Below are 15,815 nucleotides of genomic sequence, written 5' to 3'. Positions count from 1 at the left end.
ATCGGGCCGAACTAGACCTTTACGTCGTCCCGGGTGCAGATCTGTTCGGCGGCGCGGGCCGCTTTGGCCCGGCGGCGGGCGAGCGGGGCCGAGACGCCGGTCATCACCATGAAGACGCCGATCGCGAGCAGCACGATGGTGCCGCCGGACGGGGCGTCGATGTAGTACGTCGCGACGGTGCCGGACAGGGACACCAGCACGCCGATGACCATGGCCGTCGTCAGGGTGGCGGTGAACCCGCGGGTGACGCGCTGGGCGGCGGCGACGGGGATCACCATCATCGCGCTGACCAGCAGCAGGCCGACGATCCGCATCGCCACGGTGACGGTGACGGCGGCGGTGACCGCGATCAGCAGGTTCAGGAAGCGCACCGGCAGACCGGTGACCCGGGCGAACTCCTCGTCCTGGCAGATCGCGAACAGCTGGCGGCGCAGGCCCAGGGTGACGGCGATGACGAACGCCGCGAGGATCACCACGGCCGTGACGTCCTCGGCCGAGACGGTGGTGATGGAGCCGAAGAGATAGCTGGTCAGGTTGGCGGTGGAGCCGCCCGGGGCCAGGTTGATGATCATGACGCCGCCGGCCAGGCCGCCGTAGAAGAGCATGGCGAGCGCGATGTCGCCGCTGGTCTTGCCGCGGGAGCGGATCAGCTCCATGCCGACCGCGCCGACGACGGCGACCAGCGTCGCCATCCACACCGGGCTCGTGTTGAGCAGGAAGCCGAGGGCGACACCGGTCATGGCCACGTGGCCGATGCCGTCGCCCATGACGGCCTGGCGGCGCTGGACGAGGTACGTGCCGATCGCGGGGGCGGTGACGCCGACGAGCACGGCCGCGAGCAGGGCCCGCTGCATGAAGGCGTAGTTCAGGAGTTCCATCAGCTCAGCAGTCCCGTCCGCAGGGGCTCGGCGTCGTGCGCCGCGTGGGGGTGTACGTGGTCGTGGCCGGGCAGGGCGTGCTGTCCCACGGCCTCCGGCGGCGGGCCGTCGTGGACGACGCAGCCGTCGCGCAGCACGACGGCCCGGTCGATCAGCGGCTCCAGCGGGCCCAGCTCGTGCAGGACGAGCAGGACGGTCGAGCCGGCGGCCACCTGCTCGCGCAGGGCTCCGGCGAGGACCTCCTGGTTGGCCAGGTCCACGCCGGCCATCGGCTCGTCCATGATCAGGAGTTCGGGTTCGACGGCGAGGGCCCGGGCGATCAGCACGCGCTGGTGCTGGCCGCCGGAGAGGGCGTTGACCGAGGCGTCGGCGTACCCGCCCATGTCCACCAGGTCCAGCGCGCGCGTGACGGCGGCCCGGTCGGCCTTGCGCGGTATCCCGAAGCGGGAGCGGGCCAGCCGGCCGGAGGAGACGACCTCGCGGACGGTGGCCGGGACCCCGCTGGCGGCGGTGGTGCGCTGCGGGACGTACCCGATGCGCGACCAGTCGCGGAAGCGCTTGAAGTCGGTGCCGAACAGGGAGAGCGTGCCGTCGGTCAGCGGGACCTGGCCGACCACGGCGCGGACGGCCGTGGACTTCCCGGAGCCGTTGGCGCCGAGCAGGGCGACGACCTCGCCGCGGTGGACGGTCAGGTCGACTCCGCGCAGCACGGGGCGCGAGCCGAGCGAGGCCGTGGCCCCGCGCAGGGATATGACGGGCTGCTCGGCCGCCGTCGCGGCTGTCGCGGTCTCCATGGCTCGCGCCTCCGTTGTCGATGCTGCTGCCGTCACTTGGTGCCGAGCGCCTTCTGCAGGTTCTTCAGGTTGGACCGCATGACCTCGAAGTAGTCGGCGCCCTGGGACTTGTCGGTGATGCCTTCGAGCGGGTCGAGGACATCGGTCTTCAGGCCCGTGTCGGACGCGAGGCTCTTGGCCGTCTTGTCGCTGGCCAGCGTCTCGAAGAACACGGTGGAGACATTCTCCTTCTTCGCGACGGCCTGAAGATCCTTCATCCGGGCCGGGCTCGGCTCGGACTCGGGGTCGACGCCGGAGATGCCCTCCTGGTCGAGGCCGTAGCGCTCGGCGAGGTAGCCGAAGGCGGCGTGGGTGGTGATGAAGGTGCGGGTGGCCGTGTTCTTCAGGCCGTCCTCGAACTCGGTGTTCAGCGCGGTCAGCCGGGCCACGAGCTCTTCGGTGTTCTTGCGGTAGTCCGCCGCGTGGCCGGGGTCGGCCTTCTCCAGGGCCGCGCCGACGCCCTTGGCGACCTCGGCGTACTTCACCGGGTCGAGCCAGACGTGCGGGTCCTCGGCGGCCTCGCCGTGGCTGTGGCCGTGCTCGTCGCCGTGGCCCTCCTCGGGGTGGTCCGCGTCGGCCCCGTGGTCGTGGCCGGAGGTGCCGTGCACCTCCAGCGGGGTGAGGGCGGCGGCGTCGACGATGTTCTTCACGCCGGACTGGGCGACGGCCTTGTCGACGGCGGGCTGGAGGGACTTGAGGTAGAGCACCACGTCGGCCTCGCCCAGCCGGCCGGTCTGCTTCGGGGTGATCTCCAGGTCGTGCGGTTCGACACCCGGCTTGGTCAGGGTGGCGACCTTCACGTGGTCCTTGCCGATCCGCTCGGCGAGGAACTGCAGGGGGTAGAACGAGGCCATCACATCGAGCTTGCCGTCCGCGCCACCGCCGGCGGCTCCGGCTCCGGCGCAGGCGGTGAGGGTCGTCGCGCCGAGGGCGACGGCTCCGGCGAGGGCGGCGGCGGGTATGAGGCGTCGTACGTTCATGACATCCATTTTCATCAAAGATGGAAACGATTGTCAAAAACCCTGGTGGGCGGGCGGGCGTAGGGTCGTGGAAGGGGAACCGATTTGAAAGGGAGGGTGCGGGCGCCGGTAACCTGAGGCATTCGCCGTTCGTCCTCGTAATGAAGAGAGCACCGTGGCCGCCGACAAGATCGAAACCATCGTCAGCCTGAGCAAGCGCCGTGGCTTCGTTTTCCCGTGCAGTGAGATCTACGGCGGCTCCAGGGCTGCCTGGGATTACGGCCCGCTCGGTGTCGAGCTGAAGGAGAACATCAAGCGCCAGTGGTGGAAGGCCATGGTCACCGGCCGTGAGGACATCGTCGGCCTCGACTCCTCCGTGATCCTGGCCCCCGAGGTCTGGCAGGCCTCCGGTCACGTCGCGACCTTCTCGGACCCGCTGACCGAGTGCACCTCCTGCCACAAGCGCCACCGCGCGGACCACCTGGAAGAGGCGTACGAGGCCAAGCACGGCCGTCTGCCCGCCAATGGCCTCGCCGACATCAACTGCCCCAACTGTGGTGTGAAGGGCCAGTTCACCGAGCCCAAGCAGTTCTCCGGCATGCTGGAGACCCACCTCGGCCCGACCCAGGACACCGGCTCGAAGGCGTACCTGCGCCCCGAGACCGCCCAGGGCATCTTCACCAACTTCGCCCAGGTCCAGACCACTTCGCGCAAGAAGCCCCCGTTCGGCATCGCGCAGATGGGCAAGTCCTTCCGGAACGAGATCACTCCGGGCAACTTCATCTTCCGCACCCGCGAGTTCGAGCAGATGGAGATGGAGTTCTTCGTCAAGCCGGGCGAGGACGAGCAGTGGCAGGAGTACTGGATGGCCGAGCGGTGGAACTGGTACCGCGGCCTCGGCATCCGCGAGGAGAACATCCGCTGGTACGAGCACCCGAAGGAGAAGCTGTCCCACTACTCGAAGCGCACCGCCGACATCGAGTACCGCTTCAACTTCGGTGGCAATGAGTTCTCCGAGCTCGAAGGCGTCGCCAACCGCACCGACTTCGACCTCAAGGCCCACTCCGCCGCCTCCGGCCAGGACCTCACGTACTTCGACCAGGAGGCCGGCGAGCGCTACACCCCGTACGTCATCGAGCCGGCGGCCGGTGTCAACCGCGCCATGCTCGCCTTCATGCTCGACGCGTACAACGAGGACGAGGCCCCGAACGCCAAGGGCGTCATGGAGAAGCGCACCGTGATGCGCCTCGACCCGCGCCTGGCCCCGATCAAGGTCGCCGTCCTGCCGCTGTCCCGCAACCCGCAGCTGTCGCCGAAGGCCAAGGGCCTCGCCGCCGACCTGCGCAAGAACTGGAACATCGAGTTCGACGACGCGGGCGCCATCGGCCGCCGCTACCGCCGCCAGGACGAGATCGGTACGCCGTTCTGCGTCACCGTCGACTTCGACACCCTGGACGACAACGCGGTGACCGTGCGCGAGCGCGACACCATGAAGCAGGAGCGCGTCTCCCTGGACCAGATCCAGAGCTACCTCGGCAGCCGTCTGCTCGGCTGCTAGGTTCGCCTGCCGAACGACCGGTGGCCCGGTGCGCACTGCGCACCGGGCCACCGCTGTCTGACGTCTGACGTCTGACGGCTTCCGCGCCTACGAGGCCGCGGCCCCGCTCGCCTGCGCCTCGGCCTTGGCGTCGGCCTCGGCCGCGCGACGCTCGCCCTCGCGCTGCGAGCGCTTGCCGTAGAGCGCGGTCCACACGCCCAGCATGCCGAGCACCGCGTAGACCATGATCGGGCTGATGATCACCATCGTGTCGGTGGGCAGCGCGTACGCCAGGGCGATCCGCAGCGCGGCCTCGGCGAGATAGGCCACGCCCCACACCGTCGTCATGACGGTCATCGTCCGGCGGAAGCCCTCGAACTCCCACAGGCCGTTCCACCAGGCGGTGCTCTGGGGGGTGCCGTCGGTGGCGAACTTGCGGCCGAAGTAGAACATCAGCGGACGCCGCGCGAGCAGGGTCGCGAGGCAGAGCGCCCCGAACAGCCCGGTCACCCCGGAGTCCTTGATCAGCAGGGCCCGGGCCGAGTGCGCCCCGATCAGCGAGACGACGGCCGTGATCGCCAGGAACACCAGGGTGACGACGGCGAACTCGTCGAGCTTACGGCGCCAGGCCACGCTGATGGCGGTGTCGAGCACCGGCCAGGCGCTGCTGACCAGCAGCGCGCCGAACTCGCTCCAGCCGTGGTCGCGCAGCTGGTTGTACGTGATGATCGGTGCGACCACGTTGAGGCCGATGGTCAGGATCCAGCCGAGCGCGGCGGCCTTACCGGAGCGGGCCGGCGACGCGGGCTGTTCGACCCGGGTCTGTTGATCGGACATGGTTCCCCCTGGGAAGTGCCTGATGAATGGAGCTGGGGGGAACCTAGAACAGGAGCGTGGCCCGCGACAGGACCCCCGGCTCAAATGATCACCAAGGTGTCCGGAATTACGAACTCCGGTACCGCGGTGGCCGGATCAGGCCCGCAGGCCCCGGATCACGAGGGCGGTGACCGCCTCGAACTCCGTGACGATGGTGGGCGAGAGCCAGTCCGCAGCGTACTGCGGGTCATGGAACCGGCCGGTGGCATCGAACACCGCGCGCGCGGCGGCCGGTACATCGGGGGCGGACAGTGATCCGGCCGCGACACCGTCGGCGATGATCCGGGCCAACTGGTCGATCAGCTCGGACAGATGCTGGTCCACCACCCCGCTGTTCTCGGCCAGCAGCACCGTGTACGTCGCGAACAGCTCCGGGTCGGCGCCCGCCTTGCGGCGCTTGGCCTCGAACAGCGCCTCCAGCCAGGACTCCAGCTTGGAGGGGGCCGTCCCGCCCGGGGCCGAGGCGATCTCCTCCAGGACGACCACGCTCTTGGTGAGCCAGCGCTCCGTGACTGCCTCGCGCAGCGCCGCCTTGGACGGGAAGTGCCGGTACACGCTGCCGTGGCTGACACCCAGGGCCCGGGCCACGTCCACCACGGTCGCCTTGGCCGGGCCGAAGCGGCGCAGCACCTCCTCGGTGGTTTCGAGGATGCGCTCGGGCGTCAGTGGTTCGGCGGCAGCGGGTGGCATGGGTACGACCGTACCGCCCGGTCAGCGCTCACTGTCGAGGCGGGCCATCTGGTCCGCCGAATACCGGTCGCCGGCCGCGGACCCGGCCGGAACCGCCTCCTCGATCGCCGCCAGATCGGCGGCGGACAGCCGCACCTCCATGGCACCCAGTGCCTCGCTCAGCCGGTCCCGGCGCCGGGCCCCCACCAGCGGCACGATGTCCTCGCCCCGCGAGAGCACCCAGGCGATGGCGGCCTGCGCGACGCTCACGCCCCTGCCCTCGGCGACCTTGCGCAGCGCGTCGACCAGATCGAGGTTCCGGTCCAGGTTCTCCCCCTGGAAGCGCGGACTCATCCCGCGGAAGTCGCCCGGGGCCAGCGCGCGGTCACGGCTGAAGTGGCCGCTGATCAGGCCTCTGGACAGCACCCCGTACGCCGTGACCCCGATGCCGAGCTCCCGCGCCGTCGGCAGGATCTCCTCCTCGATGCCGCGGGAGATCAGGGAGTACTCGATCTGGAGGTCGGAGATCGGGGCCACCGCCGCGGCCCGGCGCAGGGTGTCCGCGCCGACCTCGGAGAGGCCGATGTGCCGGACGTGCCCCGCCTGGACGGCCTCGGCGATGGCGCCGACGGTCTCCTCGATCGGCACATCCGGGTCCACGCGGGCGATCCGGTAGATGTCGATGTGGTCCCGGCCGAGCCGCTGGAGCGAGTAGGCCAGGAAGTTCTTGACGGCCGCGGGCCGGCCGTCGTATCCGGTGAACCCGCCCTCCACCGTGCGCAGCGCGCCGAACTTGACGCTGGTGAGCGCCTGCTCGCGGGCCGCCGCGGGCGCGCTGCGCAGGGCTTCGTCGATCAGCAGCTCGTTGTGGCCCATGCCGTAGAAGTCGCCCGTGTCGAGCAGCGTGACCCCGGCGTCCAGGGCGGCGTGGATCGTGGCGATCGACTCCGCCCGGTCGGCCTCCCCGTACAGGGCGGACATGCCCATGCAGCCGAGGCCGACCGGGAAGACGGCGGGGCCGGTGGTGCCGAGCGCGCGCCGCGGGGGAGTCGTGTGCGTGTGGGAGTTCTCGTTCGTCGTCATGGAACGAGAATGGCATGACGAGTGACAGATTTCAATATCTGTCACTCGTCAGGGTTAGGGTCAGAGTCAGGTGGCGGCGCGCAGGGCCAGCGCCGCCACCGCCATCAGGGCCAACACGGCCGCGGGGGCGAGGTCGAAGTCCTTCACGCGCAGGTGGCTGATGACCGCGCCGACGAAGTAGAGGGTCACGCCGATGGCGGCGGCCACGCCCAGGGGAGCCGCCCACAGGCCCGCGAGGAGACCCACCGCGCCGGCGGCCTTCAGGGCGGCCAGTCTCGGCAGCCAGGAGTCCGGGACCTCGACCTTGCGCATGTTGGCCACGATCTGGTCGTTGCCCTGGAGCGTGAGGGTGGCGGACGCGGCGAGGGCGAGGGCCAGCAGGGTGCCGACGACGGCGTAGGCGATGAACATGATGATCTCCAATGGTCGAAACGCAATAACCATTGAATAGCATCAACGATCTATTGATCGCAATCATTCGTCGACTGCTACGGTGTGGTACATGACGGCAGCACAGGAAGCGACGGCGGCGACGCAGGACTCCCCGCACCCGCCGCAGCGGCTGGGCATGCTGCTGGCCTGGCACGGATCGGTCACCCAGACCCGCATGAGGAAGGCCCTCGGCGCGGCCGGGCTCACCCCCCGGCACGCCATGACGCTCATGCACCTGGAGGGCGGCCCCATCGGCCAGCGGGCGCTCGCCGAGCGGCTGGAGGTGGACCCGAGCGTGCTCGTCGGACTCCTCAACGACCTGGAGCGCGACGGCCTCGTCGAGCGCCGCCGCGACCCCGCCGACCGCCGCCGCCACAACGTGGTCATCACCGACGCCGGCTCCGCCGTGCTCGCCAGGACCAACGCGGCGCTCGACGAGGTGGAACTCGGCCTGTTCGCCGGACTCTCCGAGCAGGACCGCGACGTACTGCGCGGCCTGCTGGCCCGGATCGACTCGCACTCCGACGACTTCGACTGCCAGGAGTAGCCGCGAGCGGCCCCCCCGGCCCAGGTGCGCGACCGTCCCCGGCGCGCGGTCCGCGCGCCGGGGGCGGGGCCCGGACGGGCCCGGGGGCGGGACATGAGCGGGACGGGATCCGGTGCCGGATCCGGCGCGCCGGGGCCGGATCCACAGCGGCCGAATGCGGCAGCCCCGCAGCCCCGCAGCCCCGTCAGGAGTGCGGCGGCGCCCCGGCCGGGGCCCGGTCCGCGTGCGGCGGCTCCAGGGTCCGGGCGGTCCGTTCGGCCGTCGCCATCGCCCACGGTCCGCTGCTCACGGCGCCCACGACCAGCACGAACGCCCCGCAGAGCGTGATGATCCACCAGGCCGGCCCGGTAGCCGACTCGAAGTCGCGGCCGCCCGCCATCCCGGCCGCCAGCACCGCGCCGATCACCGCGACCCCCAGCGTGCTGCCGGTCTGCCGGCTCGTGGAGGCGACGGCGGCCGCGACGCCCGCCTGCGAGCGCGGCATCCCGGACACCGCCGTGTTGGTGATCGGCGCGTTGACCATGCCGAAGCCCAGTCCGAAGAGCACGTACCCGGTGAACATCAGCGAGGTGGAGGTCTCGGCGGAGAACGCCGCGAACAGCAGCCCGCTCACCGCCATGGCCACGCCCGCGATCAGCAGCGGCAGCCGCGGCCCACGGGCGGCGACCAGCCGTCCCGCCACCGGGGCGGCCAGGATGGTGCACGCCGCCATCGGGAGCATGTAGAGCCCGGCGTCCAGGGCGTCCAGCCCCCGGACGTCCTGGAGGTAGAGGGTGTTCAGGAAGAGGAACCCGGCCATCCCCGAGAAGGCGGACACCGCCATCACCGTGGCGCCGCTGAAGGGGGCGCTCCGGAAGAACCGGGGGTCGATCAGCGGCTCCGTCCGCCTGTGCTCGTACGCCACCAGTCCCACCAGCGAGGCGACGGCGACCGCGCCGCAGCCGAGGATCAGCCCGGAGCTCCAGCCCGCCGCCGGGCCCTCGATGATCCCGTACGTCACCGAGCCGAGCAGTGCCATGACCAGCAGCTGCCCCACCGGGTCCGGGCGGCGGGGCCGCTCCGCCCGGGACTCGGGGATCCAGCGCAGGGTCAGGGCGAGGGCGAACAGCCCGACGGGGACGTTGATCCAGAAGATCGACCGCCAGCCGACCGAATCGGTCAGCACGCCGCCGATCAGCGGCCCGGCGGCCATGGAGATGCCGGCCACCGCACCCCAGATGCCGATGGCGCGGGCCCGCTCGGCGGGCTCGGTGAAGGTGTTGGTGATGATCGACATGGCGACCGGGTTGAGCATGGCGCCCCCGATCGCCTGGACCGTCCGGAAGACGATCAGCCACCCCAGGCTGGGCGCCACCGAGCAGAGCAGCGACCCGAGGACGAAGACGGTGAGGCCGATGGTGAACACCTTGCGGCGCCCGATCCGGTCCGCCGTCGAGCCCATCAGTATCAGCAGCGAGGCCAGCACCAGGGTGTAGGCGTCGATGGTCCACTGCATCCCGGCGACCGAGGCGTGCAGCTCGCGCCGCATGGAGGGGAGCGCGACGTTCAGGACGGTGTTGTCGAGACTGACGATGAGCAGGCTCATGCAGCAGATCGCCAGGACGAGCAGGCGCCGCCGGTGGCTCAAGTCGGACATGGAGCCGATAGTACGGCTAACTAACGACCCTGGCATGCGCGACAATGGGGGGATGACCACGCTCCCTCCGCCTCTCGCGATCGGCCCGCACACCGTGCAGCCCCCGGTGGTGCTCGCGCCGATGGCAGGCATCACCAATGCCCCGTTCCGTACCCTTTGCCGCGAATTCAGCGGCGGCAAGGGGCTGTTCGTGAGCGAGATGATCACGACCCGCGCCCTGGTCGAGCGCAACGAGAAGACCATGCAGCTGATCCACTTCGACGCGACCGAGAAGCCCCGCTCGATTCAGCTGTACGGAGTAGACCCGGCGACCGTCGGCAAGGCGGTCCGCATGATCGTCGAAGAGGACCGGGCCGACCACATCGACCTGAACTTCGGCTGCCCGGTCCCCAAGGTGACCCGCAAGGGCGGCGGCTCGGCCCTCCCGTACAAGCGGAACCTGCTGCGGGCCATCCTCCGCGAGGCCGTCGCGGGCGCCGGCGACCTGCCGGTGACGATGAAGATGCGCAAGGGCATCAACGACGAGCACCTCACGTACCTGGACGCGGGCCGGATCGCCGTCGAGGAGGGCGTCACCGCCATCGCCCTGCACGGGCGCACCACCGCCCAGCACTACGGCGGCACCGCCGACTGGGAGGCCATCGCGCGGCTCAAGGAGCACGTGCCGGAGATCCCCGTGCTCGGCAACGGCGACATCTGGTGCGCCGAGGACGCGCTGCGGATGGTCCGCGAGACCGGCTGCGACGGCGTGGTCGTCGGCCGTGGCTGCCTGGGGCGGCCGTGGCTGTTCAACGACCTCGTGGCGGCCTTCGAGGGACGCCCCGAGGACTTCCACAAGCCGACCCTGCGCGAGGTCGCCGCGACCATGCACCGGCACGCGCAGCTGCTGGGGGAGTGGATCGGCGACGAGGCGCGCGGGGTGATCGACTTCCGTAAGCATGTGGCCTGGTACCTCAAGGGCTTCTCGGTGGGGTCCGAGATGCGCAAGAAGCTCGCCGTCACTTCGTCACTGTCCGAGCTGGATGCTCATCTGAGCGAGCTCGACCTGGACCAGCCCTGGCCCGACAGTGCGGACGGCCCGCGCGGCCGGACGTCCGGAAACAACCGGGTTGTCCTGCCGGAGGGCTGGTTGAAGGATCCGTACGACTGCGCCGGGGTGAGCGAGGACGCCGAGCTGGACACGTCCGGAGGCTGACATTTCGCCCTCGCGGTAGCGTGATATACGCCACGCATGGGTGGGGTTGCGCTCAGATGAGCAAGAAAATCTCGGGTATGACTTCCAAAGGGTGGCACTGGGTGCCACCCTTTGTGCGTTCAAGACTTGAACGCAAACGGATCGATGATCGCTCATCCGAGTGTGAACAAGCCTCAATAGCCCCTTCCGTCTTCGGGAAGTGAACGCTTTTCGTACGATCGGGCTACCCATCAGTCACTTTCGATCTGCTGGCGCACGGGTGGTTACGGCCGTATGACGACCAAGTGGACGTACCCAGACGCCTTCGATCTGGGTATGTTCCTGGCCGTCAGGGCAGCCACCCGAGTCCTCGAGGAGTCGAGACCCGTGTCGGAAAACAAAGATCAGAAGTTCGTCTACGACTTCACCGAGGGGAACCGGGACCTCAAGGACCTTCTCGGCGGCAAGGGAGCCAACCTCGCCGAGATGACCAACCTGGGTCTTCCCGTCCCTCCCGGCTTCACCATCACCACCGAGGCCTGCAAGGTCTACCTCGAAAGCGGTGAGGCCCCGGCCGCGCTGCGCGACGAGGTCAGCGCCCACCTTGCCGCCCTCGAAGCGACGATGGGCAAGAAGCTCGGCCAGTCGGACGACCCGCTGCTGGTCTCCGTACGCTCGGGTGCCAAGTTCTCGATGCCCGGCATGATGGACACGGTCCTCAACATCGGCCTGTCCGACGAGTCGGTCAAGGGCCTCACGGCCCAGTCCGGTGACGAGCGCTTCGCCTGGGACTCGTACCGCCGCCTGATCCAGATGTTCGGCAAGACCGTCCTCGACGTCGAGGGCGAGCTCTTCGAGGACGCCCTCGAGGAGGCCAAGGCCGCCAAGAAGGTCACCGTCGACACCGACCTCGACGCCGCCGACCTGAAGAAGCTGGTCAAGGCCTTCAAGAAGATCGTCGCGAAGGAGGCCGGCCGCGAGTTCCCGCAGGACGCCCGCGAGCAGATGGACCTCGCCGTCGAGGCGGTCTTCAACTCCTGGAACACCGACCGCGCCAAGCTCTACCGGCGCCAGGAGCGCATCCCGAGCGACCTGGGCACCGCGGTCAACATCTGCTCCATGGTCTTCGGCAACCTCGGCCCCGACTCCGGCACCGGCGTCGCCTTCACCCGCGACCCGGCCAGCGGCCACCAAGGCGTCTACGGCGACTACCTCCAGAACGCCCAGGGCGAGGACGTGGTCGCGGGCATCCGCAACACCGTCCCGCTCGCCGATCTGGAGCAGATCGACAAGAACTCGTACGACCAGCTCATGACGATCATGACGACGCTGGAGACCCACTACAAGGATCTCTGCGACATCGAGTTCACCATCGAGCGCGGTCAGCTGTGGATGCTGCAGACCCGCGTCGGCAAGCGCACCGCCGGCGCCGCCTTCCGCATCGCCACCCAGCTCGTGGACCAGGGCCTCATCGACGAGGCCGAGGCGCTCCAGCGCGTCAACGGCGCCCAGCTGGCGCAGCTGATGTTCCCGCGCTTCGACGAGGACGCCAAGACCGAACTGCTCGGCCGCGGCATCGCCGCCTCCCCGGGCGCGGCCGTCGGCAAGGCCGTCTTCGACTCGTACACCGCCGTCAAGTGGTCCCGGTCCGGCGAGAAGGTCATTCTGATCCGCCGTGAGACCAACCCGGACGACCTGGACGGCATGATCGCCGCCGAGGGCATCCTGACCTCCCGCGGCGGCAAGACCTCGCACGCCGCCGTGGTGGCCCGCGGCATGGGCAAGACCTGTGTCTGCGGCGCCGAGGACCTGGAGGTCGACACCAAGCGCCGCCGGATGACGGTCGGCGGCAAGGTCGTCGAGGAAGGCGACGTCGTCTCCATCGACGGCTCCACCGGCAAGGTCTACCTCGGTGAGGTACCCGTCGTACCCTCCCCGGTCGTCGAGTACTTCGAGGGCCGCATGCACGCCGGCGCCGACGACGCCGACGAGCTCGTCGCCGCCGTGCACCGGATCATGGCCTACGCGGACCGCGTGCGGCGCCTGCGCGTCCGTGCCAACGCCGACAACGCCGAGGACGCGCTGCGCGCCCGCCGGTTCGGCGCCCAGGGCATCGGCCTGTGCCGCACCGAGCACATGTTCCTCGGTGAGCGCCGCGAGCTGGTCGAGCACCTGATCCTCGCGGACACCGACAAGGAGCGGGAGGAGGCACTGAGTGCCCTCCTGCCGCTGCAGAAGAAGGACTTCGTCGAGCTGTTCGAGGCGATGGACGGGCTGCCCGTCACCGTCCGCCTCCTCGACCCGCCGCTGCACGAGTTCCTGCCCGACATCACCGAGCTGTCGGTGCGCGTCGCCCTCGCCGAGTCCCGCAAGGACGCCAACGAGAACGACCTGCGCCTGCTCCAGGCCGTGCACAAGCTGCACGAGCAGAACCCGATGCTGGGTCTGCGCGGTGTCCGCCTCGGCCTGGTCATCCCGGGTCTGTTCAAGATGCAGGTCCGGGCGATCGCCGAGGCCGCCGCCGAGCGCAAGAACGCCAAGGGCGACCCGCGGGCGGAGATCATGGTCCCGCTCGTGGGCACCGTCCAGGAGCTGGAGATCGTCCGCGAGGAGGCCGACCAGGTCATCGCCGAGGTCGAGGCCGCCACCGACACCAGCCTCAAGCTGGCCATCGGCACGATGATCGAGCTGCCCCGCGCCGCCCTGACCGCCGGCCAGATCGCCGAGGCCGCGCAGTTCTTCTCCTTCGGTACGAACGACCTGACCCAGACGGTGTGGGGCTTCTCCCGCGACGACGTCGAGGCCAGCTTCTTCACCGCGTACCTGGAGAAGGGCATCTTCGGGGTCTCCCCGTTCGAGACCATCGACAAGGACGGCGTCGGCGCGCTGGTCCGCAGCGCGGTCCAGGCCGGCCGGGCCACCCGCCCCGACCTCAAGCTCGGCATCTGCGGCGAGCACGGCGGTGACCCCGAGTCCGTCCACTTCTTCCACGAGGTCGGCCTCGACTACGTCTCCTGCTCGCCGTTCCGGATTCCGGTGGCGCGTCTGGAGGCCGGTCGCGCGGCCGCCGAGTCGAAGGGCTCCGACAGCCGCTGAGCCGAAGGGCTCCGGCGCGCTCGCCGGGCCCCCCTTGACGCGGCCCTCGGGCCGCTGCCGGGCCGTCGCACGAACGGCGGCCCGGCCCCAGGACCGTTATTCGGTCCCCCTGACCGCGCCTGCCCCGGGATCCCTGACCACCGGTGGCGGGCGCGGTCTTGTTTGTGCGACGCGCATTCAACAAATCTTTACGGCAAGGCGGTGGACGGATCCCCACCCGTCCACCGCCTGCCGCCAATCCGCCAAGCACGTCGGCGCTTCCCGGTGCGACCGACCGCCAGGCCCCGCAAAGCCCCCCACGGCCTTCGCGGAGCGTTTCGGTCGCGCCGGAGTGTGCCTGGCGGAGTACAGGATTTCGGTTGTCACGCCCCTGCCGAAAGGGGTTTCAACTGTGGCCGAAAGGGCGTGGTGACAACGTGTGACGGCATGCATACTCATGAGGCGGGGGGATTGCGGTTGCACAGGTGGGGGTTCGGTGCTTCGTATCCATTTCACTGGAGTGGACCTGGCACGCGTACGGATGGCAGGGCGTCCCGATGCGTTGTGGGAAACGATTCTTAGTTTTCACCGTTTAAGAGACCGGCGCGATGCCCGGTTGTTCGGTGAATGGCGTACTGAAGCCCGGAGCCGGTTGAATAGTGAAACACGTCTGCTCGGAGCGCTCATACCGAGTCGGGGCTATTTCCCGGATTTCCTGACTCCGGTCGAGGGCCAGTACGGGTGGGACGTGGCCCTCGACGCGCTGCGCGGGATCCGCCCCGACCGGCTGCGGCAAGAGCTGACGCTGCTCGGTGCCGGGACGGCGCCGTCGTCGCCCCGCATACGGGAGTTCCTGGACGCCGGGACCCAGCACCTGCCGCGTCTGATGGGCGAGCTGCGCGGGTACCACCGCGCCGCCGTGGAGCCGTACTGGACCCATATCCAGGCCCAGATCGAGGCCGAGCGGGCCGCGCGGGGCCGGGCCCTGCTGGACGGCGGCGCGGACGAGCTGCTGGCCTCGCTGCCGCCGATGCTGCGCTGGCGGGCCCCCGTGCTGGAGTGCGACTACCCGGTGGACCGGGACGTACGGCTGCGGGGGCGCGGGCTGCTGCTCCAGCCGTCGTTCTTCTGCCGGCGCACGGCGGTGACGCTGCACGACCCGGAGCTGCCGCCGGTGCTGGTCTACCCGGCGGCGGCGCAGCTGGCGTCGGCCCCGGCCGGGTGCGAGGGCGGCGCCGGGCGGCCCGTGGAGGAGCAGCGCCAGCGCACCCTGGGCAAACTCGTCGGCCACACCCGGTCGGTGGTGCTGCGGGCCATCGGCGACGGCGCCACCACCAGCGAGCTGGCCCGCCGGGCCGGGGTCTCGCTGGCCTCGGCGAGCCAGCACGCCTGTGTGATGCGGGAGGCGGGGCTGGTGACCACCCTGCGCCGGGGGAACGCGGTGCTGCACACGGTGACCCCGCTGGGGGCCGCGCTGCTCAAGGGCGGCGCGGTCGCCTCGTAGGGGGCCGCGCGGGCTCCCGGGCCCGTGGGGCGGGAGCGCGGCGGGCGGAGGGCCCCGGGGGCCCTCCGCCCGGCGGCGACCGCTTCGAAGAAATCTCGAAAAAGTTCTCCGGGCAGCGATGAGTTCTGCCGGAGCCCCCGGTCTACCCCTCGAACGACACGCGAGAGACGCGAAGCCCGAGAGAAGAGAGACCGAGATGTCCGCCACCATGATCTTCGTCAACCTGCCGGTCAAGGACCTCGACGCCAGCAAGGCCTTCTGGGGCAAGCTCGGCTACTCCTTCAACGCCCAGTTCACCGACGAGAACTGCGCCTCGATGGTCATCAGCGACACCATCGTCGCGATGCTGCTGACCGAGGCCCGGTTCAAGGACTTCACCCACAAGGCCATCACCGACACCTCCACCAGCACCGAGGCGCTGCTCTGTCTGAGCTCCGAGAGCCGCACCGCCGTCGACGAGCTCGTCGACGCGGCCGTCGGCGCCGGTGCCACCGAGCCGCGTCCCGCCCAGGACTACGGCACCATGTACGGCCGCGCCTTCGAGGACCTCGACGGCCACACCTGGGAGATCATGTGGATGGACCCGGCCATGATCGAGAGCTGAGCCCCCCT

14 protein-coding genes are annotated in these 15,815 nt (G+C 70.0%); 6 read left to right on the top strand and 8 right to left on the bottom strand.

Going from position 1 to position 15,815, the window contains the following annotated elements; genetic code table 11:
* Nucleotides 1-11: 11 nt before the first annotated feature.
* Genes EES41_RS13015 through EES41_RS13005 form a run of 3 tightly spaced genes read right to left on the bottom strand, consistent with a single transcriptional unit; the run spans nt 12 to nt 2,691 of the window.
* On the bottom strand, nt 12-878 hold the full coding sequence (locus EES41_RS13015; RefSeq protein WP_123078224.1) for a metal ABC transporter permease: 867 nt from the start codon (nt 876-878) through the stop codon (nt 12-14).
* Nucleotides 878-1,672, bottom strand: a complete 795-nt coding sequence (locus tag EES41_RS13010) for a metal ABC transporter ATP-binding protein (protein ID WP_123078222.1) — start codon at nt 1,670-1,672, stop codon at nt 878-880. Before EES41_RS13010 ends, EES41_RS13015 begins: the two co-directional genes overlap by 1 nt.
* Before the next feature lie 32 nt (nt 1,673-1,704).
* Nucleotides 1,705-2,691 (bottom strand): metal ABC transporter substrate-binding protein, encoded by a 987-nt coding sequence (locus tag EES41_RS13005; RefSeq protein WP_123078220.1) that lies wholly within the window; start codon nt 2,689-2,691, stop codon nt 1,705-1,707.
* 154 nt (nt 2,692-2,845) lie between these two features.
* On the opposite strand from EES41_RS13005, the gene EES41_RS13000 reads away from it, so the two are divergent.
* The gene (locus tag EES41_RS13000) at nt 2,846-4,228 is read left to right on the top strand and encodes a glycine--tRNA ligase (protein ID WP_008739295.1); all 1,383 of its coding nucleotides are present in this window, start codon (nt 2,846-2,848) and stop codon (nt 4,226-4,228) included.
* Nucleotides 4,229-4,315: 87 nt separating this feature from the next.
* Here EES41_RS13000 and EES41_RS12995 read toward each other — a convergent pair whose 3' ends face one another.
* The 4 genes from EES41_RS12995 to EES41_RS12980 form a co-directional block, all read right to left on the bottom strand.
* Nucleotides 4,316-5,044: a VC0807 family protein gene (locus EES41_RS12995; protein WP_123078218.1), complete on the bottom strand. Its 729-nt coding sequence runs from the start codon at nt 5,042-5,044 to the stop codon at nt 4,316-4,318.
* Nucleotides 5,045-5,179: 135 nt separating this feature from the next.
* A complete protein-coding gene (locus EES41_RS12990) occupies nt 5,180-5,773 on the bottom strand; it encodes a TetR family transcriptional regulator (protein ID WP_123078216.1) in 594 nt (197 codons plus the stop codon).
* A 21-nt stretch (nt 5,774-5,794) separates the two neighbouring features.
* Nucleotides 5,795-6,835, bottom strand: coding sequence for an aldo/keto reductase (locus EES41_RS12985; protein ID WP_123078214.1), 1,041 nt, complete (start codon nt 6,833-6,835; stop codon nt 5,795-5,797).
* 66 nt (nt 6,836-6,901) lie between these two features.
* Nucleotides 6,902-7,246 carry a DoxX family protein gene (locus tag EES41_RS12980; protein WP_164495822.1) on the bottom strand — a complete coding sequence of 115 codons (345 nt, stop codon included), beginning with the start codon at nt 7,244-7,246 and terminating at the stop codon, nt 6,902-6,904.
* A gap of 91 nt (nt 7,247-7,337) precedes the next feature.
* On the opposite strand from EES41_RS12980, the gene EES41_RS12975 reads away from it, so the two are divergent.
* Nucleotides 7,338-7,814 (top strand): MarR family winged helix-turn-helix transcriptional regulator, encoded by a 477-nt coding sequence (locus EES41_RS12975; RefSeq protein ID WP_073799487.1) that lies wholly within the window; start codon nt 7,338-7,340, stop codon nt 7,812-7,814.
* Between the two features lie 184 nt (nt 7,815-7,998).
* Here the strand turns inward: EES41_RS12975 and EES41_RS12970 are convergent, their stop codons facing one another.
* Entirely contained in the window at nt 7,999-9,450 is a 1,452-nt protein-coding gene (locus EES41_RS12970; protein ID WP_123078210.1) for an MFS transporter, read from the bottom strand.
* 34 nt (nt 9,451-9,484) lie between these two features.
* Between EES41_RS12970 and dusB the strand changes: the two genes are divergently transcribed.
* The 4 genes from dusB (at nt 9,485) to EES41_RS12945 (ending at nt 15,807) form a co-directional block, all read left to right on the top strand.
* The gene (dusB, locus tag EES41_RS12965; RefSeq protein ID WP_123078208.1) at nt 9,485-10,645 is read left to right on the top strand and encodes a tRNA dihydrouridine synthase DusB; all 1,161 of its coding nucleotides are present in this window, start codon (nt 9,485-9,487) and stop codon (nt 10,643-10,645) included.
* A 366-nt stretch (nt 10,646-11,011) separates the two neighbouring features.
* Nucleotides 11,012-13,720, top strand: coding sequence for a pyruvate, phosphate dikinase (gene ppdK, locus EES41_RS12960; RefSeq protein WP_123078206.1), 2,709 nt, complete (start codon nt 11,012-11,014; stop codon nt 13,718-13,720).
* A gap of 475 nt (nt 13,721-14,195) precedes the next feature.
* Nucleotides 14,196-15,203, top strand: a complete 1,008-nt coding sequence (locus EES41_RS12955; RefSeq protein ID WP_123078204.1) for a winged helix-turn-helix domain-containing protein — start codon at nt 14,196-14,198, stop codon at nt 15,201-15,203.
* Nucleotides 15,204-15,399: 196 nt separating this feature from the next.
* Nucleotides 15,400-15,807 (top strand): VOC family protein, encoded by a 408-nt coding sequence (locus tag EES41_RS12945; RefSeq protein ID WP_008739268.1) that lies wholly within the window; start codon nt 15,400-15,402, stop codon nt 15,805-15,807.
* The last annotated feature ends 8 nt before the right edge of the window (nt 15,808-15,815 follow it).

This window comes from Streptomyces sp. ADI95-16 (assembly GCF_003721495.1).
GTDB lineage: Bacteria > Actinomycetota > Actinomycetes > Streptomycetales > Streptomycetaceae > Streptomyces > Streptomyces goshikiensis.
Note: the sequence above shows the minus strand (reverse complement) of the source record. Positions and strands in the feature narration are given on the sequence as shown.